This window comes from Qipengyuania qiaonensis, assembly GCF_019711515.1.
GTDB classification, from domain to species: Bacteria; Pseudomonadota; Alphaproteobacteria; order Sphingomonadales; family Sphingomonadaceae; genus Qipengyuania; species Qipengyuania qiaonensis.
Genome location: NZ_JAIGNO010000001.1, coordinates 401,638 through 426,352 on the forward strand (window position 1 = coordinate 401,638; position 24,715 = coordinate 426,352).

The window sequence follows — 24,715 nt, forward strand, 5'->3', positions numbered from 1 at the left end:
TCAGTTGGAAACCGGATGCCGGTCGAACTGCTTTGCCTGGTCGCAAATCGGCAGCCAGTCAGGCTTCTCGGCCACGAATTCGTGGAAGCGTACCGACAGGTCGAGGGGATCGTCGAAGCAATTGGCAGGAATGGGAAAACTCTCTCCGTTTCCGCCGATTTCGCCCAGTGCCGAGCCGCATTTCGAACAGAAACTTCGTGTGTAGCGATAGCCGTCTTCGGGCATATAGATGGCGATTGCATCCTCACCCGCAACAAGGCGGAAATTTTCCCGTACAACGAACACGAATGTAGCCGCCCCCACCTTGCGACAGCGCGTGCAGTGACATGTCGCCATCATTGAAGGAGGTTGTGACACCTCGAAGCCAACTGCTCCGCAACAGCAACTTCCTCTAAGCACGATACTTCTCCTTGCCGTGAACGGAACATTAAAGGAACGAATGTAAAGCGCAAGTCTGAGCCAGAACACTTTCCATGTCTTTTCCCAACTGGCACAAGGCGGACGATGCGGCAGAAGGAACTGAGGATCGCGCTGGTCTGCTATGGCGGGGTGAGCCTGGCCATCTACATGCACGGCGTGACACGCGAGCTATGGCAGCTTGCCCGCGCGAGCCGCGATTTCCATGCCAACGGATCTGCTCGCAACGGCGTCCATTCGATCTACCGCAGCTTGCTGGAACGGATCGAGCGGGAGCAAGGTCTGCGCCTGAGGGTGCTTCCCGACATAATGAGCGGTGCCAGTGCAGGTGGGATCAACACGGTGTTTCTTGCGCAGGCGGTGCATTCGGGCCAGTCGCTCGAACCGCTGACCGACTTGTGGCTGGAGGTTGCCGATGTCGACGAACTGGTCGACCCCAAGGCCCGGCTGAAGTGGCGCTTTTCGAAAATCTGGGCGCAACCTTTCGCGACATGGTTGCTCAGTCGGCCGGGCGGTAATCTGGCCGATGCCGTTGCCCCGGAAACACAAGCAGAAGTGGAGCGAAAAGTCTCGCACCTCGTTCGTGGACGATGGTTCGAGCCACCCTTTTCCGGCCTCGGCTTTTCGCGCCTGCTCGAACGCGCCTTCTCGGCGATGGCGGACAGCGAGGCCGAAGATCCCCTTTTGCCACCCGAACATCCATTGGACTTGTATGTCACGGCCACGGATTTTCACGGCTATCTGGAACTCCTGCGCCTTCACAGTCCGCCGGTTGTCGAGGATACCGAGCATCGAATGCCGATCTCGTTCCGCTCGCGCACGCCGATGCAGGGAGGGCGCGATCTGGCCAACCCTCTGGAACTCGTTTTTGCCGCTCGCGCGACGGCGAGCTTTCCCGGCGCCTTTCCCCCGTTGCGTGTCGAAGAGATCGACCGTCTGTCCGATCTTACCGAACGACAATGGCCTGGGCGCAATGCATTTCTCGAACGCATCATGCCCGTTCATGCTGCGCGGGAAACAATTGAAAACGTGTCACTTATCGATGGATCGGTGCTCGTCAACAAACCGTTTGCGGGAGCGATCTCGGCGTTGCAGGGACGCCCGGCCCAACGCGAGGTCGATCGCCGTTTCGTCTATGTCGATCCCCGCCCCGACCGTTTCGGGAATCGCACTACCGACAAGAACGAACCGGTAGGTTTCTTCTCTGCAATCTTCGGATCGCTATCCACGCTTCCCCGGGAACAGCCGATTCGTGACAATCTGGAGCAACTCGAAGAACAGAGCCGCGAGGCCGAGCGGCTGACGCGGATCGTCACTGCCCTGCGCCCGGAGGTCGATGCCGCAGTCGACAGGTTGTTCGGACGCACCCTGTTCCTTGACCGTCCTACGCCTGCCCGACTCAAGGTCTGGCGGCAGAAGGCCCAGCAGGCTGCGGCGGAGCGCGCCGGATATGCCTTCCACGCTTATGCCCAGGCGAAATTCTCAGGGATAGTCGGCAGGCTTGCACGGCTCGCCCTGACGGCTGCGCCCAAACTCGGCTTCGACGACACCTCGCCGATCGAGGCGGTTTTGCGCGAAGAACTGGTTCGGCGCGGATTGGAGACGCTGGCGGCGCCGGCAGGCGGTGCATCTCAGGAAGCCATCGCCTTCTTCCGGGAACACGATATCGGTTTCCGCATCCGGCGTCTTCGTCTTCTCGCGCGCCGGCTTGCGCGCGACTGGGAGGCCGATCCCGAAATCCCGGACGATGCGCTGGAAGAGGGGCGCGACGCCGTTTTCCGGATCCTCGCGCTCTATTTCGAAAAAGAGGGCATGTCGGCTCTGGGCCCGGCCTTCGAACCGTTGGCGCAGGAGGTCATGCGCGATCCGGGTACGCTGCTCGATCTCATCGAGGAGAAACGCCTGCTGCCCGATCTCGACGACCGGGCGGAGGAAATGCTGGCTGCAGCGCTTGAACATATGCCGAGGAATCTGCGGCGGCGCATGCTTCTGACCTATCTCGGTTTCCCATTCTACGATGTCGCCACGCTGTCGCTGTTGCGCAATGAGGGATTGACCGAATTCGACGCGATCAAGGTCGACCGCATCAGCCCCGACGATGCACGGAGCATTCGCGAAGGCGGGACACGAGCAACTTTGCGCGGGATCGAGTTCTACAATTTCGGCGCCTTCTTCAGTCGCGCCTATCGCGAAAACGATTATCTCTGGGGTCGGCTGCATGGGGCAGAACGGATGATCGACCTCGTCTGTTCGACGGTGAGCAAGCCGTTTCCCGAGGATACTTGCCGCGGTTTCAAGCGCGATGCCTTCCACGCCATTCTGGATGAAGAGCAAATGGCCGGACGCTGCAAGCTCACGCTGATCGACGAAATTCGTCGCGAAATAGAGGGAAGAATGCCCTAGTCCCCGGCCCGGCCGAAAAATAGCAGCATCACGAGACGCGCATTATCCGCATCGGTGCCGAAGCCGGGTGCGGCATTATGGAACTGCCAAGGCGAGAACAGTACGAGCCGGTTGAAGCGCATCGGGACCCGCATTACGCGCTCCCACCGGGATGGCTGCATTGTATCCCTGTTGACGACGTCTTCGACGAGTTCGTCGAGACTGTCGTAGCCGCTCGAAGCGAGTTCAGCCCCATTGGTCGGGACGCGCTCCAGACCGGTACGCTTGTGCCTGAAGAAATCGGTCCCTCCGGCGCCGGGTCTGGCGCAGTCTTCAGGTCGCGAGAGGTAGAGGATGCCCGAATAGTAAGCGGGGTCGATATGTACGCCGCTTCGCCCCTTGTCCGACTTGAGCGTAAGGCGGCAATGCCCGTGCTCGGTGCCCTTCGCACCCGTAAATTCGATGCCGACACGGCGAGATACCGAGGCGTTGATACCGTCCATCGGCAGCGAACATGTGGAGTCTCGACCGGGATAGTTTCCGCCGGAGCCTGGCTGCGCATAGTCGAGGGCCAGCGCCGCCCTGCGGGCGGCCCAGGGATCGGTCAGGAAATCGTCGATGATCGTCAGCGAAGGCAGCATGGGTCGCGCTTATCGCCAGCCCGGCTGCGCTTGGCAATCACCCGCCGAAGGCGTCCTTCAGCTTGTCGAAGAAACCACGGCTTTCGGGGCACTCATCGCCGGTTTCGAGCTCGCGGAATTGCTCCAGCAATGCGCGCTGTTCCTTGCTCAGCTTGGTCGGCGTTTCGACTGCGATCTCGACCACGAGATCGCCCCGCCCGCGGCCCTGCAATACCGGCATGCCCGAACCGCGCTGGCGCAACTGCTTGCCCGACTGGATGCCTGCAGGAATCTCGATCGTCACCTGTTCGCCATCGAGGTTCGGGATGTCGATCGAGCCACCGAGAGCGGCCTTGGTGAAACTGATCGGAATGCGTGTTGCGAGCGCCGTGCCCTCGCGCTGGAAAATGGCATGCGGCTTTACATGCACGAAAATGTAGAGGTCACCGGGAGGGGCACCACGCGGGCCGGCTTCGCCCTTGCCGGACAAGCGAATCCGCGTGCCGGTATCGACGCCGGGCGGAATATCCACTTCGAGCTTCTGCGCCTTGTCGACGCGCCCTTCTCCGCGGCAATCGCGGCACGGCGAGGCGATGACCTCGCCACTGCCGTGGCAGTTGGGGCATGGGCGTTCGACCACGAAGAAACCCTGCTTGGCGCGGACCTGACCCTGACCGTGGCACAGGTTGCATGTCCGGGCGCGCGTCCCGGGCGTAGCTCCCGAACCGTGGCAGGTGTCGCAATTCTGCGAAACTTCGATCTCGACCTCGGTCGATTTGCCGTGGAAGGCATCCTCGAGATCGATTTGCATGTCGTACCGCAAATCGGCTCCGCGGCGCGGACGGGCGCGGCCCCCGCCACCGAAAGCACTGCCGAAAATCGTTTCGAAAATATCGCCGATATCGCCGAAATCCGCCCCGGCCTGGCCACCGCCCGGCCCGCCGTTCTGAAACGCGGCATGGCCGAAGCGGTCGTATGCCGCGCGCTTCTGCGGATCTTTGAGCACTTCATAAGCGGCGCTGACCGCCTTGAATTTTCCCTCGCTGACATCGCAACCCGGGTTGCGGTCGGGATGGTGCTTCATGGCCAGCTTGCGATAGGCCGACTTGATCGTCGCGCCATCGGCGTCGCGGCTGACCTCGAGCAATTCGTACAGATCTGTTTCTGTTGTCGACATGGCTTTCCAAGTGTCAATCGCCACCGGTGCGCGGCGGCACCGGTGGCAACTGGCTAATCATCGGACGATCAGTTTTTGGCGTCTTCGTCGACTTCGGAGAATTCGGCGTCGACCACCTCTTCCTCCGGGCCGGAATCCGCAGCGGCATCGGCATCGGGAGTGTCCGAACCGGCCTTCGCCTGTTCCTGTTCGTAGATCGACTGACCCATCTTCATCGCGCTCTGCGACAAGTCCTGAGCCTTGGCGTTGATATCCGCAGCATCATCTCCTTCGAGCGCAGTCTTGAGCGCTGCGACCTTCTCTTCCACTTCGCTCTTCAACGAAGCGTCGATCTTGTCGCCATGCTCTTCGAGCTGCTTCTCGGTCGCGTGGACGAGGCTGTCGGCCTGGTTGCGAGCTTCCGCGCCTTCGCGGCGCTTCTTGTCATCGTCGGCAAACTTCTCGGCATCCTGAACCATCTTCTCGATGTCGTCATCCGACAGACCGCCCGACGCCTGGATCCGGATCTGCTGTTCCTTGCCCGTGCCCTTATCCTTGGCCGACACGTTGACGATGCCGTTGGCGTCGATATCGAAGGTCACTTCGATTTGCGGGACGCCGCGCGGAGCGGCCGGAATGCCGACCAGATCGAACTGACCCAGCATCTTGTTATCCTGCGCCATCTCGCGCTCGCCCTGGAAGACACGGATCGTAACCGCATTCTGGTTGTCTTCAGCGGTCGAATAGGTCTGCGTCTTCTTGGTCGGGATCGTCGTGTTGCGATCGATCATCTTGGTCATGATGCCGCCGAGCGTTTCGATACCCAGCGACAGCGGGGTCACATCGAGCAGTAGCACGTCCTTGACGTCGCCCTGAAGCACGCCGGCCTGGATCGCGGCGCCCATGGCGACGACTTCATCGGGGTTCACGCCGGTGTGCGGCTTCGAACCGAAGAATTCTTCGACCACTTCGCGCACCTTGGGCATGCGGGTCATGCCGCCGACAAGGATGACTTCGTCGATTTCGTCCTTGGACACCCCGGCATCGGCCAGCGCCTTCTTGCAGGGTTCGAGCGTGCGCTTGATCAGATCGCCGACGAGCTGTTCGAGCTTCGAGCGGCTGATCGTTTCCACGAGGTGCAGCGGAGTCGAGCTGCCGCCTTCCATGCGGGCGGTGATGAAGGGCAGGTTGACTTCGGTCTGAGCCGAGCTCGACAGTTCGATCTTGGCCTTCTCGGCCGCTTCCTTCAGGCGCTGCAGAGCGAGCTTGTCCGAACGGAGATCCATGTTCTCCTTCTTCTTGAACTCGTCCGCGAGATATTCGACGATCGCGCTGTCGAAGTCTTCGCCGCCCAGGAAAGTGTCGCCATTGGTCGACTTCACTTCGAAGACGCCGTCACCGATTTCGAGGATCGAGACGTCGAACGTGCCGCCGCCAAGGTCGTAGACGGCGATGGTCTTGCCGTCTTCCTTGTCCATGCCATAGGCGAGTGCCGCGGCAGTCGGTTCGTTGATGATGCGCAGTACTTCGAGACCGGCGATCTGTCCGGCGTCCTTGGTCGCCTGGCGCTGCGCGTCGTTGAAATATGCGGGAACGGTGATCACCGCCTGCGTGACCGTTTCGCCAAGATAGCTCTCGGCGGTTTCCTTCATCTTCTGCAGAATGAAGGCGGAAACCTGGCTGGGCGAATATTCTTCGCCGCCGGCTTCGACCCAGGCATCGCCATTCTTGCCCTTGACGATGTCGTAAGGAACGAGGCCCATGTCCTTCTTGGTCAGCGGATCGTCGAAACGACGGCCGATCAGACGCTTGATCGCGAATAGTGTGTTGTCAGGGTTGGTGACGGCCTGACGCTTGGCGGGCTGGCCGATCAGGCGTTCGCCATCCTTGGTGAAGGCGACGATCGAAGGCGTCGTACGCGCGCCTTCCGAATTTTCGACGACCTTGGGCTTGCCGCCGTCCATCACGGCTACGCAGCTGTTGGTGGTGCCTAGGTCGATACCGATAACTTTGCTCATGGATTCCCCATCTGTTTCAAGTCGTTGGACACCGCTTCGTTGGTTCCCCGATCATGGCGGAACCGGTGGGCGGCTCTATCCGGTGGTGTGTTACCCGGGCGATATAGGTGTGGTTTTCCTTGGCACAAGGGAGCGGCCGCGCTAGTTTTTAGTCCAGTATCAAGAGGGAACAACTCCATGAATTTTACGCATTTCGTGCCTGCCGCGCTGGCAATGGCTTCCGTCGTCCTGACCGGATGCTCGGGCGCGGCGGAAGAAACTGCGGCACCTGCAGCCGACGATGTCGCGCTTGAAATCAGCAATGCCCGCCTGATGCTACCTGCGGTTTCGGGCAATCCCGGCGCGGTCTATTTCGATGTCACGAACACCGGAGAGCGCAACTACGCCATCCGCCGCGCCGACATTGTCGGGGCGAGCAAATCGGAACTCCATGGTTCGATGGAGATGAACGGCCAGATGATGATGGATGGCGTCGGACAGGTGCTGGTAGAAGCAGGCGGCGAGCAGAGTTTCGAGCCGGGTGGCTTTCACGTGATGGCCTTCGATCTCGATCCGTCGATCGCGGCGGGTGGCTCTACCGAAATGACCCTGACCGTGGTGGGCGGCAAGCAGAAGACTTTTCCCGTCGAAGTTCGCGCAGCAGGTGACGAACGCTGATCGAAAGGCCCGACACGCTGGGGGTCGAGACGGGAGACGATCCGATGGTACCCGGCTGTCCGGTCGGTGGCGAACGCCCTCTTACGCGTGGTGAGGTTGCTCTGGCTCGCACGGTTTTCGGCGACGCCATAGACTATACCAAGGTTACCATCCGGCGGAGGAAGTGGTTTCCGTTCCAGCCGCGCCGGATCACCATGGCCCCGCGCGGGCATCTGCACTTTCATCCGCGAGGCGAAACCTATTGCGACGACTTCTCCCAGACCAATGTTCTGCGACAGGGTCTGCTGATCCACGAACTCGTCCATGTGTGGCAGGTCCAGACCAAAGGTGACTGGTTTCTTGTCACCCGGCGGGTGCCCTGGGCGCGGTACGACTACTCACTTAAGCCCGGTTGGCCACTCGAACGCTATGGTATCGAGCAGCAGGCGGAGATCGTGAAACATGCCTTCTGGCTCCGCAACGGGGTCAGGGTTGCCGGTGTGGCCGATGTCGGAGCTTACGATCTGCTGGTCCGTTTTCCCGGCGCCGCAAACTAGACCGGCGCAAGACCCGACCTGTTCACCAATATCGTGCATAGCGGTCATCATTGCGGCAATCGTCATCTACATAGCGCCCGTCGCCATAGTAGCCGTCGCAGTCGTCGTTCTTATCCTTGACGTAGCCGATAACCCCGCCAATGGCCGCACCGGCCAGAGCATAGGTCTCGATATCGTCGCCAAGGATTGCACCAAGTCCGGCACCGGCCGCAGCGCCGACGGCTGCACCTTCGACTGCGTAGTTCTGGGCGCATGCGCCCAGGCCGAGGCTCGACGCGGCCAGTGCGGGTGCGAGCAGCAATTTGGTATTCATGGAGTATCTCCGTTTGCGTCCCTTTGACGCAACTACGGATGTGCTCCGGGCATGTTCCTCGATAGCCGAGCCTTCAGTCGTATCTGACGCCGGCAAGCCCCTGCCCGCCATCGGCGATGAAGGCGTCGATCCGGGCCTCTAGCGCCGGGAGCGGCACCGAACCGAGAGACAGCACGACATCGTGGAACTTGCGAATGTCGAATTCGTCGCCGAGTTCCTCTTCGGCCTTTGCGCGCACCTGCCGCATGGTCATTTCGCCCAGTTTGTACGCCAGCGCCTGCCCCGGCCAACTGATGTAGCGATCGATCTCGGTCCCGACTTCCCGATCCGACAATGCGGTATGATTGGACAGGTATTCGACTGCTCGCTCGCGACTCCAGCCGTAACGATGGATCCCGGTATCGATGACGAGTCGGGCTGCGCGCCACATCTCGTAGGAGAGTCGGCCGAATTTCTCATACGGGGTCCGGTAGATGCCCATTTCCTCGCCGAGATACTCCACATACAACCCCCAGCCCTCGCCGAAGCCGGAGAAATAGGTCTGTCGCCGGAAGCGGGGAGCTTCCTCCTGCTCGAGCGCGACCGCTCCCTGAAAGCTGTGTCCCGGCGCGCATTCGTGCAAAGTGAGTGCCGGGATGTTGTATAGCGGGCGTGACGGCAGGTCGTAGGTGTTCATCTGGCATGCATCGAGCCCGCCGCGCCCGGCCGTGTAGAAGGGCGCAATGGCGGGATCGACCGGGCGGATCGTGAAGCGATGGCGGGGGAGAAAGCCGAAGTAATCCGCGATCTTACCGTCGACCCGCTTGGCGACATAGGCCGATACGCCCATCAGCTCGTCGGGTGTCTTGGCGACGAACTGGGGATCGGTGCGCAGGAAGGTAACGAATTCGGCCAGCGTCCCGTCGAAGCCTGCTTCCGTTTTCACCCGCTCCATTTCTGCGGTAATGCGGGCCACTTCCTTCAGACCGATCTCATGGATCTGTTCGGCCGTCAGATCGAGCGTCGTATATTGCCGGATCTGCTGGGCATAATAGGCCTCGCCATCCGGAAATTCACTGGCACCCAGAGTAGTTCGTGTACGGGGCAGATATTCTTCGCGAAAGAAAGTCAGCCATTTCGCATAGGCCGGGGTCACGCTGTCCGAAATCGCGCCGCGCCCCTCCGCCTTCAGGCGCTCGCGGTCACGCTCCGGAATGCTCTTCGGCATATCGGCAAATGCTTTCCAGAACGGGCTCTGTTCCGGGTCATCGACGACGTATGAGGCGATCGAGACGTCGCGCCCTTCCAATGTCACCCTCGGCACCGAAAACCCGCGGGCGAGCCCTGCCTCCGCATTGGCGGTCTGTTCCGTGAAATAGCGCGGGATATCGCGCATCCGACCGATGTAGTTCTCGTATTCCTCGACAGTAGCGAAACCGCGCGAGGGAGCGAGGTAGGACCAGAAATTCGAATCGCTGTCGAACGGCATTTCCCATTCGGCGAAGCGCGCGTCCCCGATATCGGACTCCAGCAGGGAACGCAGGACCAGCGCATTGGTCCGCGACTTTTCGCTCAACCCGTCGGCATCGATCCGGTCGAGGCGAGACAGATAAGCTGCATACTGCTCGGTCCGCTTGCGCTGTGCCTTCGGCGTCACCGACCAGAGAGTGTCGCCCTGTTCGGTGCTGCCATTCGCGGCTTCGGTAAGGTTGTACTGCTCGAGCTGGTAATCGTAATAGGCATCGGCCAGCGTGGAGAGCTGCTCGTCGGCGCTGTCCTGCGCAGCAAGCGACGAGGCAAATCCACAGGCGGCGAGGACCGCCGCTCCGAAAATGGCAGTCCTCATGCTCTTCCCCTTATGGAACGGATCAGTCGGGCTTCTTCGCTACGCCGACCATAGCCGGGCGCAGCAGGCGGTCCTTGATCATGTAGCCGGCCTGCATCTCCTGCACGATAGTGCCGGGTTCCGCATCGTCGGTCGGCACTTCCATCATCGCCTGATGCTGGTTCGGGTCGAGCGGCATGCCCTTTGCGGCGATGCGCGTGATACCATTGCCGTTGAAGACCTTCTCAAGTTCGCGCTGGGTCGCCTCGATCCCGGCAATGAAGTTCTTGGCCTTTTCGCTCTCGCGCAGTTCCACGGGGACATGCTCGAGCGCGCGGGACAAGTTGTCGGCCACGCTCAGAATATCGCGGGCGAAACTGGTCGCGCCGTAATTGCGGGCGTCCTGCACGTCCTTTTCCAAGCGGCGGCGCACGTTCTGAGTTTCAGCGCGCGCATAGAGCACGTCCTGCATGGCCGTTTCGAGATCGCCCCTCAGCTTTGCGAGGGCATCTTCGATTGCCGAGTTTTCGTCGTCTTCCGACGCTTCACGCAGATGCTCCGGTACGCCGTCCATCTCGCGCGCCATTTCTTCGTCGACCGCCTGATCCTGCGGTTCGTTCTTGTTCTCGTCGTTCACTGGAAAACCCTGTCAGCCAATTCGTTTGCCCAAGGATCGGGCGGTGAAATCCACCATGGGGACGACTCGCGCGTAATTCAACCGAGTCGGGCCGATCACACCCAGCACGCCGACCACCTTTCCGTCCCGATCGCGATAGGGTGCGGCGATGACCGATGAGCCCGACAGGGAGAAGAGGCGATTTTCGCTGCCGATGAAGATGCGCATGGCTTCGGCCCGGCGCGCACGTTCCAGCAGGTTGGCCACCGATTGCTTGCTTTCCAGATCGTCCAGCAGCGAACGGACACGCTCGATATCGCCGAGCGCCGCTTCGTCCAGCAGATTGGCCTGCCCGCGCACGATCAGCACCGGGCGTTTCGCGGCATCCTCGCTCCACGTCGCGAGACCCCGCTGAACCAGATCGCGGCTCGCCTCGTCGAGCGCCGATTTGCCGCCGGCGATCTCCTTCTCCATCAGGGTGGCGGACTCTGCCAGCGTGCGGCCGGAAGTTCGCGCGGTCAGATAGTTGCTGGCCTGTTCCAGCGAGGTGCCAAGCGCTTCGACCGGAAGCGAGAGGATGCGGTTTTCGATATGACCGTCTTCGCCGACCAGTACCGCCAGCACCCGGTTCGCATCGAGTGCGGTAAGCGAAACCTGTACCAGCCTGGGCTCACGGGTCGGCACCATCACCATGCCTGCCGCCCCCGAGAGGTCGGATAGCAGCGCGCTGGTTTCTTCCAGCGCGCGTTCGATGGGCCCCGGTTCCGCGAGGCGCTGTTCGATGGCGGCCTGTTCTTCGCGGGTCGGTTCGGCAACCTGCATCATGGCATCGACGAAGAGGCGCAAGCCGGTTTCTGTAGGCATGCGCCCTGCGCTGGTATGCGGGGCCGCGAGCAAGCCGCGCTGTTCGAGTTCGGCCAGTACGGACCGAATCGATGCCGGAGACAGGTTGACCCCAGCCTCGCCCGCCAGCGCTTTCGATCCCATCGGCGTGCCGCTATCCAGATAGCCTTCGACCACGAGCCGGAAGATCTCGCGGGCGCGATCCGACAAATCGGTGAGCGGCGGGGAATTCATCGTTCCTATCTAGCTCCTCCTCTTGCGGCCTCAAGACCCATGCGCCACACGCGTCCACGAGATTCGACTGCAATGGAGAACCTGAATGCGACCTTCCGGCCGTGCGCCCGACGAAATGCGCGCCATCACCATCGAGACGGGATATACCAAACACGCTGAAGGCAGCTGCCTGATCAGCTTCGGCGAAACCCGCGTCCTGTGCACCGCATCGGTCGAAGATCGCATTCCGCCATGGCTGCGCGGCAAGGGCGAAGGCTGGGTGACCGGTGAATACTCCATGCTGCCGCGTGCCACCCATACGCGTGGCCAGCGCGAAGCGGCAAAAGGCAAGCAAAGCGGCCGAACACAGGAAATCCAGCGCTTGATCGGTCGCAGTTTGCGCGCCGTGGTCGACCTCAAGAAGCTTGGCGAGCATCAGATCACGCTCGACTGCGACGTACTGCAGGCCGATGGAGGCACCCGTACGGCATCGATTTCCGGCGCATGGGTCGCGCTTCGCCTCGCGGTTGACGGCCTGCTGAAATCGGGCGCGATCACGCAGGATCCGATCACGGCCAAGGTCGCCGCGATTTCCTGCGGCATTTACAAGGGCACGCCGGTGCTCGATCTAGACTATCCCGAGGACAGCAGCGCCGATGCCGATGCCAATTTCGTGCTGATCGAAGGCGGCAAGATCGCCGAGGCGCAGGCGACGGCTGAAGGCGCACCCTATGACGAGGAGGGCTTCCTGCGTCTCCTGCGCCTCGCCCAGATCGGTTGCGCGCAGGTGTTCAAGGCGCAGGGCGAGGCTACGCGTAAATGACACGCCGTATCGGTTCGGGCACGCTGGTGATCGCCACGCACAATGCGGGGAAGCTCAAGGAGATTTCCGCGCTGCTCGAACCGTATGGGGTCAAGTGTATCTCGGCCGGGTCGCTCGGCCTGCCCGAACCTGCCGAGACCGGCACGACATTCGTGCAGAACGCCTTGATCAAGGCGCGGGCGGCGGCAGAAGCATCGGGCCTCGTAGCATTGGCGGACGATAGCGGGTTGTCGGTCGACGCGCTCGACGGTCGCCCGGGCGTCTACACCGCCGACTGGGCGGAACGGCAGTGGTTCGAAGGCGATCCGGGGCGTGACTGGTTCATGGCCATGGGTAAGGTTGAAGGCATGCTCCGGCAAAAGGGTGCCGATGTGGACCGTTCTTGCGCCTTCCATTGCGTGCTGGCGCTCGCATGGCCCGATGGGGAGCAGGCAGTCTATGAAGGCATCGCGCCGGGGACGCTCACCTGGCCGCCGCGCGGCACGATGGGTTTCGGCTACGATCCGGTATTCGTGCCGGCCAGCCGGCAGAAAACCTTCGCCGAGCTGGACCCTGAGGAAAAGCACGCCATAAGCCACCGTGCCGACGCCTTCGCCAAGCTGGTCGCCGAACAGTTCGGCTGAAGCTCAGTAGGCCTTCTGGCCCCAGATATTCCCTGCGGGCCAGTAACGGCAGACCAGCACGTCGTTGCCGCGCGCGGTCGCTACAGCGCATCCGACTTCCTTGGTGTCGCGCCAGATCACTTGGGTATAGTGACCCACATCGGACCAGCTTCCGGTTCTCGAGATGTCCGGGAAACTGGCGTGGCGGTAATGCTTCTTTTCGTCGATGAACATGCCCACCATGCGCTCGACGGGCCAGTTGCCCGCAGTCCCCATCCAGAGGTTTTCGCCCGTCCCGTTGCGCGTCGCACGATCGGCATGTTGCAAGGAACCCCTGCGGGAAAGGACCTCTGCCCATTGTTTCGCCTCCTGCTCGAGGTGGACATTCCACTTCAGAGGCTCGAGGCTGAGGCGCATACGCTCGTTGTTGTGAGTGCCGAGGACACTGGCCGCCAGGCGGATATCCGCAGCGCCGCTGCCTGCGGAGTATCGCTCGGGATAAGCGCCGCTTGTCGAGATCGATTGCGACGACCCGCTTGCGGCCACGCCCGAACCCGTGGCACACAACAATGCCATAGCGCTCGCGACCAAAGTTATCCGTTTTTTTGACCCGACCATTGTGACCATAATTGCACAGTTTCTGCCTCGATAGTTAAGATCCTCTGAAGACACCATGGCCCGCGCCCTCTACATCCATTGGCCGTTCTGCCTCGCAAAGTGCCCCTATTGCGACTTCAACAGCCACGTCCGGAAATCCACCGACAAGACTGCCTGGAAAGCGGCGCTGCTGGCAGACATGCGTTACGAGCAAGCTGAGACACGGTCGAAAGAAACTCTTACAAGTATCTTTTTTGGCGGCGGAACTCCGTCATTGATGCCGCCTGCGCTCGTGGCCGACCTACTGGCCGAAGCGGAAGAATTATGGGGGTTCGACCCGGGAATCGAGATCACGCTGGAGGCCAACCCCAGCTCGGTCGAGGCAGCCAACTTCGCCGATCTGGCGGCCGCAGGGGTCAATCGAGTGTCCCTCGGCGTGCAGTCTTTACGCGACGAAGTGTTGCGTTTTCTCGGCAGGCTGCATGGTGTCGACGAGGCGCTGAGGGCCGTCGAGCTGGCGCAAAGGCATTTTGAGCGGGTTTCGATCGACTTGATCTATGCCCGGCCCGACCAGACCGAAGGCGAATGGGCCACGGAATTGGGCGAAGCTCTCGCGCTCGGTACGGATCACGTGTCGCTGTATCAGCTGACGATCGAACCTGCGACGCGCTTTGCAAAGGATGTACGCCGCGGGGTCTTCGAACCGCTGGACAATGACAACGCAGCCGACCTCTTCTCGCTTACTCGCGACCTGACGGCAGCGGCTGGATTGCCCGCCTACGAGATCAGCAATCATGCCCGCCCAGGGCAGGAAAGCCGCCACAACCTCACCTACTGGAGATACCAGGACTACATGGGCATCGGGCCGGGTGCTCATGGACGCCGGAACGACGTCGCTACGGTGCGGCATAGAAAGCCGGAAAACTATCTCTCCGCCGTAACAGCCCAGGGCCAAGGGATGGCGGAGGCCCGCGCACTCGATTTTCGCGAGCAGGCTTCCGAGGCCTTGCTCATGGGCTTGAGGCTGGCCGAGGGTGTCGATCTGGGCGCCTTTGCGCAGCGTTTCGACGTCATGCCTTCGTCGCTGGTGGATGACGCCAAGCTGGCGCTTTACCGCGACCTCGGTCTTGTGTGGACCGGGGCGGAGCGGATTGGCGTCACACCGCAAGGCATGCCGTTGCTCGATGCACTGCTGGGCGAACTTGTTCAGGCAGACCTCGTGACGTCATGAGCAGAACCGAAATTCTCGGCGCGTGGCATGATCATCTTGCCTTGGGGCTGAGGCGGTCGGCGCATACTGTGCGAGCTTACGACAAGGCGGCCGAGCGCCTTCTGACCCGGCTCGATTTCGATTCATGGGACGATGTCGCCGATCTCACAACAGCACGGTTGCGGACGCATCTGGCTTCGCGCCGCTCGGATGGATTGTCCAACGCCTCTGCGGCGCGCGAACTGTCGGCCCTCAAAGGATTTATCGCATTTGCCCGTATGCAGGCCGGTCATGAGGTTTCGGACCCACCGCGCATGCGCGGTCCAAGGATCAAGAAAGGCCTTCCGCGTCCCGTTACGCCGGACGATGCGCTTGGCCTGGCGGAAACGGTGGAAGCCCTTGCGGGTGAGGACTGGATAGGAGCGCGCGACCGGGCGGTACTCCTGCTGCTCTACGGTGCCGGCATGCGGATTTCCGAGGCGCTGTCCCTGACTGCCGCCGCGCTCCCGCTAACCGAGCGACTTACCGTCACCGGCAAGAGCGGCAAGCAGCGTGTTGTGCCGCTTTTGCCGATCCTGCGCGAGGCGGTGGCCGATTATATGGCCAAGTGTCCGTGGGCTTTTGCGAAGGACGATCCTCTGTTCCGCGGTGCGAAAGGCGGTGCTCTGTCCCAGGGCGTAGTGCAGAAAGCTGCCGCCCGCGCGAGAAAGGCGCTGGGCTTGCCGGATACCGCCACACCACATGCGCTTCGCCACAGCTTCGCGACACATCTGCTCGGCGCTGGTGCCGACCTCAGGAGCCTGCAGGAGCTATTGGGGCACGCAAGCCTGGGCTCCACTCAGATCTACACGAAGGTAGATGCGGCCAGCCTCCTGGACACCTATCGCAAGGCTCATCCGCGCGAAAGCGACTAGCGCTTGTCGCGCGGTTTCCAGGTCACGATCCGCCAGAGATACCCGATGAAGGCGGCACCGATGGAGCCGAGAATGATCCAGCCGAGCACGTGCTGCGATTCATCCAGCCACGCAGCAAGCCTGCGCCCGCCTTCGACGAGCAAGAGGTTCCAGATGAACGCTCCGGCGAAGGTGAAGGTGAGAAACCGCCATACGCCCATATGCGCGAGACCTGCCGGAAGCGAAATCATCGTGCGAAAAATCGGCATGAAGCGGAACACGAATACGACCCATGGCCCGTGCCGCCGGAAAAAGCCGCGCGCTTTCTCCACGTCCTGCCACTCCATCGTCAGCCAGCGTCCCCATCGATCAACGAATGGTTCGAGCCTGGTGCGCCCCCAGTGGTCGCCCAGCCAATACCAGGCGTAATTGCCGAGGGTCGATCCGACCGTACCGACGATCATCAGCGGCCAGAAATCCATCGTGCCCCTGGAGACGGCTACCCCGCCCAGCCCCATGATGACCTCCGAAGGAATTGGCGGGAAGATATTCTCCAGCGCCATCAGCAGGAAAATGCCGACGAGGCCGCCCTGCTCTATCGCGCGGATGATGAGTTCGTGCATGGACGCGTAACGGGCGAGTGCGGCGGTTGGTTCTACATTGCCGCGTGGCGGCGTTCTATCGCATCCCAGATAAGGCCGGCCGTGTCCGTTCCGTTGAATTTGTCGATGGCGACGATGCCTGTGGGCGAAGTGACGTTGATCTCGGTCAACCATTTCCCGCCGATCACATCGATGCCGACGAAGACAAGGCCGCGCCGCTTCAGCTCCGGCCCCATGGCCGCACAGATTTCCTCTTCGCGCGCGGTCAGCGTCGTGGCCTCTGCATGGCCGCCCTGCGCAAGGTTCGAACGAAACTCGCCTTCTCCGGGGAACCGATTGATTGCACCGGAAAATTCCCCGTCGACCAGGACGATTCGCTTGTCGCCCTCGGATACCTCCGGAATGAAGGGCTGAACCATGTGCGGCTCGGGCCAGGTCTGGTCGAAGACTTCGGATAAGGCGGAAAGGTTCGTGCCCTTTTCGTCGATCCGGAAAATCGCCTTGCCGCCATTTCCGTGCAGCGGCTTCACCACCACCGAGCCGTGCTTCTTCTGAAACGCGCGCAGATCGTCGATATGACGTGCGACCAGCGTCGGCGGCATGTACTGCGCATAGTCGAGGACGAACATCTTTTCGGGAGCATTCACGACTTCGCGCGGGTCGTTGATGACCAGCGTGGCGCCCTTCAGCCTGTCCAGAAGAAGTGCCGCACTGATATAGCCGAGGTGGAAGGGTGGGTCCTGCCGCATCAGCACGACATCGATGTCGCGGGCGAGGTCGATGCGTCGCCGCTCTCCGGCCGCGAAATGATTGCCGGTTTCACGCTGTACGGTGACGGGTGCCGCATGCGCGGTGATCAGCCCCCGCGGCGTTCCATCGCTTTCATAGGCGAGGCTTGCGACGTCGTAGTGCCATAATTCGTGCCCCCGCGCCTGAGCCGAAAGCATCAGCGCGAAGGAACTGTCGCCCGCTATATTGATGCCTTCCAGGGGGTCCATCTGGACGGCGACACGTAACGGCATGCTGATCTCCGATTGTCCCGAGCCTGTCGACAGCGAAGCCGTCGGATGGTGACGGCGACTAAGGCTGCCAGGCATTCGCGATGTGGCGAGGGAAACTGCCCGGCGCAAGGAGGATCACGTCGATCCGTATATCTTCCCCGTTCAGGGCGTAGCGATGGGCCACGGCTTCGACGGCTGCCGCGACCCGGGACAGGCGATATTCGTCGATCGCATGATCGAGATCGGCCCGCTTTTTCCGCCACTTGACCTCCACGAATGCGACTACCGCGCCACGTTTTACGACCAGGTCGATTTCTCCGGCGGGGGTCTTCACCCGCTGGTCGAGGATTTGCCATCCCTTGGCTCGCAGCCAGAAGGCCGCCCTGGCTTCACCGTCGCGACCGCTTTTTTCGGCCAGTTGGCGGTTCATGCCGAACGCAGTTCCGTCGCGCGCGCATAGAGGGTTTTGCGATCCATGCCGGTGGCCTTTGCCACCTGAGCCGCAGCCTGTGAGGCCTTCATGGTTCGCAACGCATCGATCAGCAGTGCATCGGCATCTTCCTCGCTGGCGATGCTTTCGGGCGGCGGGCCCACCAGAAGAACGATCTCTCCCTTGGGCGGATTTGCTTCGTAATAAGCCAGCAATCCGGATGGCAGGCTGCGTCGAACCTCTTCGTGGAGCTTGGTGATTTCGCGCGCCACGGCAACTTCGCGGTTGGGCAATGACGCCTCGATAGCGGTCAGGGATTTGGTGAGTCGGGGCGCAGTTTCATAGAAGACCAGCGTTGCGTCCACGGCGGCAAGCTCCTCGAGAACTTCGCGCCGTGCCTTGTCCTTGCTCGGCAAAAAACCGGCAAAAAGAAAACGGTCGTTGGGCAGGCCCGACAAAGCCAGCCCGGCAATCGCCGCGCAGGCGCCCGGCAATGCCGTCACGGGAATGCCCTCGGCCCGGCAATCGTTGACCAGGCGATAGCCGGGATCGGACACCATTGGCGTTCCCGCATCGCTGACCAGAGCGACCGCGCGCGTTCGCATCGATTCGACAAGCCGCGTCCGGTCCTTGTGTTCGCTATGATCGTCGTACCGCCACATGGGTTTCGAGATGCCCAGGTGCTTGAGCAGCTTGCCTGTGACCCTCGTGTCTTCGCAGGCAATGCCGTCACAGTGCCGCAGAATGTCTATTGCGCGCAGCGTGATATCGCCGAGGTTGCCGATCGGGGTGGCTACTATATAGAGCCCCGGTGTAAGGGAAAATTCTTCGGAGGGGGATGGATCGGACACGTTCCCCCCATGAACCAAGAGTGAGGGACGCGGCAAGATGAAGCGCTGGACTTTCGACCGTCGGGCAATTGTGACCGTGGGGCTGGCGGCTCTGCTCGGGGCTTGTTCGGTCATCCCCAAGGGCGCCGAACGACCAGGACCTGTCGCCGAGACGCCCGCTCCCGAGCCGACCGAAAGCCTGCCCGGCGATGCGACGCGGCATCGCATCGCGCTGCTGGTCCCGATGTCGGGACAGAACGGCGCAGTCGGCCAGTCGATCGCTAATGCCACCACCATGGCGTTGCTCGACACCAATGCGAACAATCTGCGCATCACGACATACGACACCGCCAAAGGTCCCGAAGCGGCGGCGAGGCAGGCGATTCAGGAGGGGAACAAGCTGATACTCGGCCCGCTCATGGGTTCGAACATCGCATCGGTCGTCGGTCCGGCACGCGCGGCGGATGTGCCGGTCATTTCCTTCTCGAACGATACCGACGCAGCGGGCGGCGATGTATTCATAATGGGTCAGATCCCCGACCAGTCGATCATGCGCACGATCCAGTATGCCCGTAGCAAAGGATCGCAGCGATTCGCGATCCTCGCGCCCGATGGCGAGTATGGCGCCCGGGCCGAGGAAGCCATGCGAAGCGCCGTATCGGCCTATGGCGGCGAAGTTGCCTGGACGGAGCGTTATGCGCGCGGAAACACGTCGATCGTCAGCGCGGCCCAGCGCCTGAAATCGCACGGCGGCTATGATGCGGTCCTGATCGCCGATGGTGCGCGCCTGGCAGCGCAGGCCGCTGGGGTCCTCAACCCCAGCGGCGGCAGCATGACCCGTGTTCTGGGCACCGAGCTGTGGAGCGGCGAAAGCTCGGTCACGCGCTCCTCCGCGCTCACGGGCGCATGGTTCGCGGCTGTGTCGGACAATCGCTACAAACGCTTCGTCGACAGTTACGAGGCACGCTTCGGCAGCCAGCCCTATCGGATCGCCACGCTCGGCTATGACGCCGTGCTGCTGACCTTGCGGGTCGCGCGCGACTGGCGGGTCGGACAGGATTTCCCCGAAAGCGAGCTGCTGGCGCGGGACGGCTTTCTGGGTCTGGATGGCGCATTTCGCTTCGGGCGCGACGGACTGGTCGAACGCGCTTTCGAGGTACGCGAGGTGCGCAATGGTTCCGTCGTCGTGGTCGACAATGCACCGGCTCGCTTCTGAGCAGCGCGGATAACCTCGCCGGTGAGCTTGTGGCTGCGCAAATCCGCGCGATATAGCTGCCGGCATGTCCGACGATCTGTTCGAAAACACACCAGCTGCCAGCGGCGATTACGACGCTTCCTCGATCGAGGTCCTCGAGGGCCTCGAACCCGTGCGCCGCCGCCCGGGCATGTATATCGGCGGGACCGACGATCGCGCGCTGCACCATCTGGTGGCGGAAGTGCTCGACAACGCGATGGACGAGGCGGTCGCCGGCCATGCGACGCGGATCGAGCTGCGCCTTGAAGAAGGCAACCGCGTTACGGTTGCGGACAATGGCCGGGGCATCCCGGTCGGCGAGCATCCGAAATATCCGGGCAAGTCGACGCTCGAAGTGATCCTCTCCACGCTGCACTCGGGCGGCAAGTTTTCGGGCAAGGCCTATGCCACCAGCGGCGGCCTGCACGGCGTCGGCGTGTCGGTAGTGAACGCGCTGTCGAGCGATACCCGCGTCGAAGTGGCGCGCGACAGGCAACTCTATGCGCAGAGCTTCTCGAAGGGCCAGACGCTCGGCCAGCTTGAGCAGCTCGGCCCTACCCCCAATCGTCGCGGCACCACGGTAAGTTTCGTCCCCGATGTCGAAATATTCGGCGATCGGCAGTTCAATCCGAAACGCCTGTTCAAGCTGGCGCGGTCGAAGGCCTACCTCTTCGCGGGTGTCGAGATCCGCTGGAGATGCGCAGAAAGCCTGGCAAGCGAAGAGGTGCCGACAGAGGCCGTATTCAAGTTCCCCGGTGGCCTTGCGGACCATCTGGCGGAACAGGTCGGCAGTCGCGAATGCGTCACGGCCGAACCCTTCGCCGGCAATCAGGACTTTCCCGATGAAGCCGGCCGGGTCGAATGGGCCATCGCTTGGCCGCTCTATTCGGACGGCTCGACCAGCTGGTACTGCAACACCGTGCCTACTCCCGATGGCGGCACGCACGAACAGGGTCTGCGCGCGGCCTTGACCAAAGGCCTGCGCGCTTTCGGCGAACTTACGGGTGCGAAGAAGGCCAAGGATCTCACCGCCGACGACGTGATGACCGGTGCCGAAATCATGCTCAGCGTCTTTATCCGCGATCCGCAGTTCCAGAGTCAGACCAAGGACCGGCTGACCTCGCCAGAGGCCGCCCGCCTCGTCGAGAATGCGGTGCGCGACCACTTCGACCATTTTCTCGCCGACAATATGGATCGCGGCAAGGCGCTGCTCGGCGAGGTGATGGAGCGGATGGACGAGCGCCTGCGAAGGAAGCAGGAACGCGAGATCAAGCGCAAGACCGCGACCAATGCCAAGAAGCTGCGCCTGCCCGGCAAGCTGACCGATTGCTCGGGCGAAGGCGACGGCGAGACGGAGCTGTTCATCGTCGAGGGGGACTCGGCAGGCGGCAGCGCCAAGCAGGCGCGCGACCGCAAAACGCAGGCGATCCTGCCGATCCGCGGCAAGATCCTCAACGTCGCCAGTGCGACGGCCGACAAGATCCGCGCGAACAGCGAAATCGCCGATCTGACGCTGGCGATGGGGTGCGGCACGCGCAAGGATTGCGACCCGGAAAACCTGCGCTACGACCGTATCATCATCATGACCGACGCCGATGTCGACGGCGCGCATATCGCCACGCTGCTGATGACTTTTTTCTTCCAGGAAATGGCCGAGATCGTGCGCGGCGGACATCTCTATCTTGCACAACCGCCGCTCTATCGCCTGACTGCCGGCAAGGAGAGCCGCTACGCCCGCGACGATGCGCATCGCGCCGAACTGGAAGAAACCGTGTTCAAGGGCAAAAAGGTCGAAGTCGGGCGCTTCAAGGGCCTGGGCGAAATGAACCCGTCGCAGCTGCGCGAAACCACGATGAACCCCGAAACCCGCAGCCTGATCCGCATCACCCTGCCGCAGGAGTTCGAGCAGCGGGCAGTAGTCAAGGAACTGGTCGACCAGCTCATGGGCCGCAATCCCGAACATCGCTTCAACTTCATCCAGAACAATGCCGGCGAGTTCGACCGCGAGATGATCGACGCATGATCCTTGCCATACGTATCGGCGACCTTCGCGATAGACGTATGCTACGATAGATGTTGGGAAACGTCGGCGCCGAAAATACCACAATCGAGACTATGCCGCGTCGATCTCGATTGGCCGGCCGCGTGTGATCTAGGCAGTCATCGCCTCATTGCGCTTACTCTCGGCAAACAGACGCGTCGCCATCACGGCGAACAACGCCAGGGTTAGCGGTGCAAGCAGCGGCACGCCGAGATAGAGCCCGGTTGTGCGCGCAAACAGAGGAGCGACGAATAGCGCGGCCGTGAGAAACCTTTCCCACGGACGAAAGCCGTCGGTTGCCAGAAACATCAGCGGGAACGCCAGCAGCACGAAGTCATAGTCGAGCACGAAGGGCGTAGCCACCATCGTGCCAGCCAGCATGGTCGCACCGAGGCCGACAGACCAGCCGTTGCGCCATCCGGCAAATGCAAGGACGGATGCGACGCCTAACGAACAGGCGATCTGCACTGCGATGGCAATTGCGTCTGGCACGCCCATGAGGCGCAAAGCCGAGAATGTGCTTTGCAGTTTGGCAAACCCTATCTGTCCCTCGGTCAGGGCGGCGCGTGCAACATCTCCGGTCGCCAGCCAGGCATTCCAGGTGTCCAGCCCGGCAATGCCGGATGCCAGCAAAGCGAGGCCGGCGCTAGCCAACCCCGCGCCTACGATTACCCGCCATTGACCCGAGGCCAGCAGCACGACCGGCACCAGCAATCCCATTTGCGGCTTTATGGTCGCGAGCCCGAACAGGATGCCCGCCAGCCACGGACGCCGATCCACCAGTAGCACGCCAGCACCGAGCAGAAATGCGACTAGAAAACTCGTCTGCCCATGAGCGACACACAGCCATAAGGCCGGGGACGCAAGTACCAAGACCGCTCCGGGAGGTCGCCCCCACAGGCTCAGTGCCCATGCGCGCACGGCCAGCAGATAGAGACCTCCGGTGATCGCCAGCCAGACAATGAGAGCGGGGATGTAATCCGTGAAACCGAAGGGGACAAAAAAAGGAAGAATGGATGGTGGATAGAAGAACCCCACATAGCTGTTTTGCGCGATGTAGACTTCCCGTTGAGCCGCAATGTGGGCCGAGATGTCGTACGGATCGAGCCCGTCGAGCACCATCTTGCCGCTAGTCCAGAAACTGACGAAATCCGTACCCAGCAGTTGGCCGTTAGAATCGACTCCGCCGCTCGAGTTGACCACCAGCCAAATCGCCAATCCCGCCTGCAACAGCGCCAAGAGGCGTAGAACCGCGGTTACACGGTCTGCAGTAAGCCAGTCCGCGCTGCGCAATATATGGAAAAAGCTCCCCATGGCCCCTCGCTCGGGACTAGCAGCGCGGCTCGAGCGTATCAATCGCTCTCGTATTTACTCGTCACGATATGCAACTCGCCTTCCAGCGTTTGATGCACCGGACACTTGTCGGCGATTTCGACGATGCGTTGCCGCTGCTCTTCGTCGAGGCTCTCGCCATGTAGCGCGATCCGCCGATGGAGAGCCTGGATCCGTTTGCCGTCCGCCATAGCCTTGGCGTGATCGCAATGGCCCGCATGGTCGCGTTCATGCGTGACTTGAACCGTTACTCCATCGAGCGGCCAGCCCTTTCGGTCGGCATACATCTTCATCGTCATCGCGGTGCAGGTACCCAGCGCTGCGGTGAGGAGGTCGTAGGGTGTCGGCCCGCTATCGTCGCCGCCATAGCTCCGCGGTTCGTCTGCGATGAGGTGATGGGTTCTGGTGTGGACCTCGGTGCCGAACTTGCCATGGCCGGTTTTCACCACCACGCCTTCCTCCGGCATCGGCCAGTCGTCACGCAGGGGCAGGTAACGGGTCGCCCACGCCGCGATGACGCTGGCGGCGAATTGAGCATCGGTCTCCCTTAGCAGGAGGTGGTCGGCACCCTCCAAACTGACGAAGCTTTTCGGATGTTTCGCCGCGGCGAACAGGGCGCTCGCATTCTCGATCCCGACTATCGCATCGGTCGGCGAATGGAGAAACAGCAAGGGTCGTCTCAACCGCGCGACCTCTTCCAGCAGATCGACACTTTCGACTTTCTCGAGGAAATCGCGGCTTAGCGCGAAATTGCGCCCGCCGATGCTTACCTCCCCCGTACCCGTCTCGCGGATTGCGTCGAGATCGCCTTCGATCCGCTGCAGAACGTGCGGCACGTCGCTTGGCGCGGCGATGGTCGCAATGGCTGCGACCCCGTCGAACCCGATATCGTCCGCAGCCGCCAGCACCGCCGCGCCGCCAAGGCTGTGTCCGACAAGGAGGATCGGCTGGGCAAAGCGATCGAGCAAGTTGCGCCCTGCAGCTACGAGGTCCGCGACATCGGCGGCAAAGCCGGCCCGACCGAATTCACCCTCGCTCCCGCCGAGGCCGGTAAAGTCGAACCGCAGGCAGGCGATGCCCTCTTTCGCCAGAGCCCTTGCCACCGTCACCGCAGCCTTGCTCTGCCGCGTGCAGGTAAAGCAATGTGCGAACAGCGCGGCGCCCCGAACCAGCCCGGTCGGCAGTTCCAGCGAGCCTTTCAGGTCGTGCCCGGCGTCGGTCGCGATGGTGATGGTTTCGGTCGGCATGGATCGTCCTTGTGGCCCCCGGGAATAGTCGTCTTTGCGATAATACGCGCGAAGCTTGCGCAAGGGTTACGGCCCGGCTGAGATTCCGCGACCGGGTCGGCGAGCAGGCAGAATTTTCCTACACTTCGGCAATCGGCCATAGAGCCGGTTCGACCGCTCTGTCGAATAGCGCAGCGATTATTCGGCAAAGCTGGCAGGCGGTCTGTAGCGAGCTGGAGGCGAAGGTGACAATGCGTGGACGAGAATATCCGACAAAATACTGATATAATACAATTATTCGATAGTTTCGAGTTTTTGA

At 61.9% G+C, this 24,715-nt stretch carries 24 protein-coding genes; 9 read left to right on the plus strand and 15 right to left on the minus strand.

Annotated elements, in window-relative coordinates:
- Positions 1-573: a GFA family protein gene (locus tag K3174_RS17170; protein WP_486659982.1), complete on the minus strand. Its 573-nt coding sequence runs from the start codon at positions 571-573 to the stop codon at positions 1-3.
- Here K3174_RS17170 and K3174_RS01930 point away from each other — a divergent pair.
- Positions 505-2,820, plus strand: a complete 2,316-nt coding sequence (locus K3174_RS01930; protein ID WP_221555205.1) for a patatin-like protein — start codon at positions 505-507, stop codon at positions 2,818-2,820. The two genes, K3174_RS17170 and K3174_RS01930, sit on opposite strands and share 69 nt — an antisense overlap.
- Here the strand turns inward: K3174_RS01930 and K3174_RS01935 are convergent.
- The 3 genes from K3174_RS01935 to dnaK form a co-directional block, all read right to left on the minus strand.
- Positions 2,817-3,440, minus strand: coding sequence for a DUF6445 family protein (locus K3174_RS01935; protein ID WP_221555206.1), 624 nt, complete (start codon positions 3,438-3,440; stop codon positions 2,817-2,819). The two genes, K3174_RS01930 and K3174_RS01935, sit on opposite strands and share 4 nt — an antisense overlap.
- Positions 3,441-3,477: 37 nt before the next feature.
- Complete coding sequence (gene dnaJ / locus K3174_RS01940) at positions 3,478-4,596, minus strand: molecular chaperone DnaJ (protein WP_221555207.1); 1,119 nt, start codon at positions 4,594-4,596, stop codon at positions 3,478-3,480.
- 68 nt (positions 4,597-4,664) lie between these two features.
- The gene (gene dnaK / locus K3174_RS01945; protein WP_221555208.1) at positions 4,665-6,593 is read right to left on the minus strand and encodes a molecular chaperone DnaK; all 1,929 of its coding nucleotides are present in this window, start codon (positions 6,591-6,593) and stop codon (positions 4,665-4,667) included.
- A gap of 177 nt (positions 6,594-6,770) precedes the next feature.
- On the opposite strand from dnaK, the gene K3174_RS01950 reads away from it, so the two are divergent.
- The gene (locus tag K3174_RS01950; protein WP_247711807.1) at positions 6,771-7,250 is read left to right on the plus strand and encodes a copper chaperone PCu(A)C; all 480 of its coding nucleotides are present in this window, start codon (positions 6,771-6,773) and stop codon (positions 7,248-7,250) included.
- A 44-nt stretch (positions 7,251-7,294) separates the two neighbouring features.
- Complete coding sequence (locus K3174_RS01955; protein WP_221555209.1) at positions 7,295-7,786, plus strand: vgr related protein; 492 nt, start codon at positions 7,295-7,297, stop codon at positions 7,784-7,786.
- 22 nt (positions 7,787-7,808) lie between these two features.
- Here the strand turns inward: K3174_RS01955 and K3174_RS01960 are convergent, their stop codons facing one another.
- From K3174_RS01960 to hrcA, 4 genes are all read right to left on the minus strand, one after another.
- A complete protein-coding gene (locus tag K3174_RS01960) occupies positions 7,809-8,099 on the minus strand; it encodes a YMGG-like glycine zipper-containing protein (RefSeq protein ID WP_221555210.1) in 291 nt (96 codons plus the stop codon).
- A 73-nt stretch (positions 8,100-8,172) separates the two neighbouring features.
- Positions 8,173-9,924 (minus strand): DUF885 domain-containing protein, encoded by a 1,752-nt coding sequence (locus tag K3174_RS01965; RefSeq protein WP_221555211.1) that lies wholly within the window; start codon positions 9,922-9,924, stop codon positions 8,173-8,175.
- A gap of 22 nt (positions 9,925-9,946) precedes the next feature.
- On the minus strand, positions 9,947-10,540 hold the full coding sequence (gene grpE, locus K3174_RS01970; protein WP_221555212.1) for a nucleotide exchange factor GrpE: 594 nt from the start codon (positions 10,538-10,540) through the stop codon (positions 9,947-9,949).
- A gap of 12 nt (positions 10,541-10,552) precedes the next feature.
- Complete coding sequence (gene hrcA, locus K3174_RS01975) at positions 10,553-11,596, minus strand: heat-inducible transcriptional repressor HrcA (RefSeq protein WP_221555213.1); 1,044 nt, start codon at positions 11,594-11,596, stop codon at positions 10,553-10,555.
- 85 nt (positions 11,597-11,681) lie between these two features.
- Here hrcA and rph point away from each other — a divergent pair, with 85 nt between their 5' ends.
- Together rph and rdgB are read left to right on the plus strand one after the other, a co-directional pair.
- The gene (gene rph, locus K3174_RS01980) at positions 11,682-12,398 is read left to right on the plus strand and encodes a ribonuclease PH (protein ID WP_221555214.1); all 717 of its coding nucleotides are present in this window, start codon (positions 11,682-11,684) and stop codon (positions 12,396-12,398) included.
- Positions 12,395-13,021 (plus strand): RdgB/HAM1 family non-canonical purine NTP pyrophosphatase, encoded by a 627-nt coding sequence (rdgB, locus tag K3174_RS01985; protein ID WP_221555215.1) that lies wholly within the window; start codon positions 12,395-12,397, stop codon positions 13,019-13,021. The genes rph and rdgB overlap by 4 nt, the downstream gene beginning before the upstream one ends.
- A 3-nt stretch (positions 13,022-13,024) precedes the next feature.
- Here rdgB and K3174_RS01990 read toward each other — a convergent pair whose 3' ends face one another.
- Complete coding sequence (locus K3174_RS01990) at positions 13,025-13,576, minus strand: CAP domain-containing protein (protein ID WP_247711808.1); 552 nt, start codon at positions 13,574-13,576, stop codon at positions 13,025-13,027.
- Positions 13,577-13,673: 97 nt separating this feature from the next.
- Between K3174_RS01990 and hemW the strand changes: the two genes are divergently transcribed.
- Together hemW and K3174_RS02000 are read left to right on the plus strand one after the other, a co-directional pair.
- The gene (gene hemW, locus K3174_RS01995) at positions 13,674-14,828 is read left to right on the plus strand and encodes a radical SAM family heme chaperone HemW (protein WP_221555217.1); all 1,155 of its coding nucleotides are present in this window, start codon (positions 13,674-13,676) and stop codon (positions 14,826-14,828) included.
- Positions 14,825-15,721 carry a tyrosine recombinase XerC gene (locus tag K3174_RS02000; RefSeq protein WP_221555218.1) on the plus strand — a complete coding sequence of 299 codons (897 nt, stop codon included), beginning with the start codon at positions 14,825-14,827 and terminating at the stop codon, positions 15,719-15,721. Before hemW ends, K3174_RS02000 begins: the two co-directional genes overlap by 4 nt.
- Here the strand turns inward: K3174_RS02000 and K3174_RS02005 are convergent.
- From K3174_RS02005 to rsmI, 4 genes are read right to left on the minus strand one after another with little or no spacing between them, the layout of a single operon-like run.
- Entirely contained in the window at positions 15,718-16,323 is a 606-nt protein-coding gene (locus tag K3174_RS02005; RefSeq protein WP_221555219.1) for a DedA family protein, read from the minus strand. The two genes, K3174_RS02000 and K3174_RS02005, sit on opposite strands and share 4 nt — an antisense overlap.
- Before the next feature lie 32 nt (positions 16,324-16,355).
- A complete protein-coding gene (gshB, locus tag K3174_RS02010) occupies positions 16,356-17,324 on the minus strand; it encodes a glutathione synthase (RefSeq protein WP_221555220.1) in 969 nt (322 codons plus the stop codon).
- Positions 17,325-17,382: 58 nt separating this feature from the next.
- A complete protein-coding gene (locus tag K3174_RS02015; RefSeq protein WP_221555221.1) occupies positions 17,383-17,733 on the minus strand; it encodes a YraN family protein in 351 nt (116 codons plus the stop codon).
- Positions 17,730-18,584, minus strand: coding sequence for a 16S rRNA (cytidine(1402)-2'-O)-methyltransferase (rsmI, locus tag K3174_RS02020; RefSeq protein WP_345719566.1), 855 nt, complete (start codon positions 18,582-18,584; stop codon positions 17,730-17,732). Before rsmI ends, K3174_RS02015 begins: the two co-directional genes overlap by 4 nt.
- 37 nt (positions 18,585-18,621) lie before the next feature.
- On the opposite strand from rsmI, the gene K3174_RS02025 reads away from it, so the two are divergent.
- Positions 18,622-19,779, plus strand: coding sequence for a penicillin-binding protein activator (locus K3174_RS02025; RefSeq protein WP_221555223.1), 1,158 nt, complete (start codon positions 18,622-18,624; stop codon positions 19,777-19,779).
- A 64-nt stretch (positions 19,780-19,843) separates the two neighbouring features.
- Complete coding sequence (parE, locus tag K3174_RS02030; RefSeq protein ID WP_221555224.1) at positions 19,844-21,820, plus strand: DNA topoisomerase IV subunit B; 1,977 nt, start codon at positions 19,844-19,846, stop codon at positions 21,818-21,820.
- A gap of 129 nt (positions 21,821-21,949) precedes the next feature.
- On the opposite strand, the gene K3174_RS02035 is transcribed toward parE, so the two are convergent.
- Positions 21,950-23,152: a glycosyltransferase family 87 protein gene (locus K3174_RS02035; RefSeq protein ID WP_221555225.1), complete on the minus strand. Its 1,203-nt coding sequence runs from the start codon at positions 23,150-23,152 to the stop codon at positions 21,950-21,952.
- Between the two features lie 38 nt (positions 23,153-23,190).
- On the minus strand, positions 23,191-24,417 hold the full coding sequence (locus K3174_RS02040; RefSeq protein WP_221555226.1) for a bifunctional alpha/beta hydrolase/OsmC family protein: 1,227 nt from the start codon (positions 24,415-24,417) through the stop codon (positions 23,191-23,193).
- Positions 24,418-24,715 lie beyond the last annotated feature (298 nt).

What these genes read in the sequence shown, in the direction of transcription:
- K3174_RS01990 (WP_247711808.1), bottom strand. Translation starts at nt 13,576, where the DNA reads ATGGCATTGTTGTGTGCCACGGGTTCGGGCGTGGCCGCAAGCGGGTCG.
- hrcA (WP_221555213.1), bottom strand. Translation starts at nt 11,596, where the DNA reads ATGAATTCCCCGCCGCTCACCGATTTGTCGGATCGCGCCCGCGAGATC.
- K3174_RS01930 (WP_221555205.1), top strand. Translation starts at nt 505, where the DNA reads ATGCGGCAGAAGGAACTGAGGATCGCGCTGGTCTGCTATGGCGGGGTG.
- K3174_RS02040 (WP_221555226.1), bottom strand. Translation starts at nt 24,417, where the DNA reads ATGCCGACCGAAACCATCACCATCGCGACCGACGCCGGGCACGACCTG.
- K3174_RS02035 (WP_221555225.1), bottom strand. Translation starts at nt 23,152, where the DNA reads ATGGGGAGCTTTTTCCATATATTGCGCAGCGCGGACTGGCTTACTGCA.
- gshB (WP_221555220.1), bottom strand. Translation starts at nt 17,324, where the DNA reads ATGCCGTTACGTGTCGCCGTCCAGATGGACCCCCTGGAAGGCATCAAT.
- K3174_RS01965 (WP_221555211.1), bottom strand. Translation starts at nt 9,924, where the DNA reads ATGAGGACTGCCATTTTCGGAGCGGCGGTCCTCGCCGCCTGTGGATTT.
- hemW (WP_221555217.1), top strand. Translation starts at nt 13,674, where the DNA reads ATGGCCCGCGCCCTCTACATCCATTGGCCGTTCTGCCTCGCAAAGTGC.
- rph (WP_221555214.1), top strand. Translation starts at nt 11,682, where the DNA reads ATGCGACCTTCCGGCCGTGCGCCCGACGAAATGCGCGCCATCACCATC.
- rdgB (WP_221555215.1), top strand. Translation starts at nt 12,395, where the DNA reads ATGACACGCCGTATCGGTTCGGGCACGCTGGTGATCGCCACGCACAAT.
- K3174_RS01955 (WP_221555209.1), top strand. Translation starts at nt 7,295, where the DNA reads ATGGTACCCGGCTGTCCGGTCGGTGGCGAACGCCCTCTTACGCGTGGT.
- dnaJ (WP_221555207.1), bottom strand. Translation starts at nt 4,596, where the DNA reads ATGTCGACAACAGAAACAGATCTGTACGAATTGCTCGAGGTCAGCCGC.
- K3174_RS01960 (WP_221555210.1), bottom strand. Translation starts at nt 8,099, where the DNA reads ATGAATACCAAATTGCTGCTCGCACCCGCACTGGCCGCGTCGAGCCTC.
- K3174_RS02015 (WP_221555221.1), bottom strand. Translation starts at nt 17,733, where the DNA reads ATGAACCGCCAACTGGCCGAAAAAAGCGGTCGCGACGGTGAAGCCAGG.
- K3174_RS02005 (WP_221555219.1), bottom strand. Translation starts at nt 16,323, where the DNA reads ATGCACGAACTCATCATCCGCGCGATAGAGCAGGGCGGCCTCGTCGGC.
- K3174_RS02000 (WP_221555218.1), top strand. Translation starts at nt 14,825, where the DNA reads ATGAGCAGAACCGAAATTCTCGGCGCGTGGCATGATCATCTTGCCTTG.
- K3174_RS02025 (WP_221555223.1), top strand. Translation starts at nt 18,622, where the DNA reads ATGAAGCGCTGGACTTTCGACCGTCGGGCAATTGTGACCGTGGGGCTG.
- K3174_RS01950 (WP_247711807.1), top strand. Translation starts at nt 6,771, where the DNA reads ATGAATTTTACGCATTTCGTGCCTGCCGCGCTGGCAATGGCTTCCGTC.
- parE (WP_221555224.1), top strand. Translation starts at nt 19,844, where the DNA reads ATGTCCGACGATCTGTTCGAAAACACACCAGCTGCCAGCGGCGATTAC.
- K3174_RS01935 (WP_221555206.1), bottom strand. Translation starts at nt 3,440, where the DNA reads ATGCTGCCTTCGCTGACGATCATCGACGATTTCCTGACCGATCCCTGG.
- dnaK (WP_221555208.1), bottom strand. Translation starts at nt 6,593, where the DNA reads ATGAGCAAAGTTATCGGTATCGACCTAGGCACCACCAACAGCTGCGTA.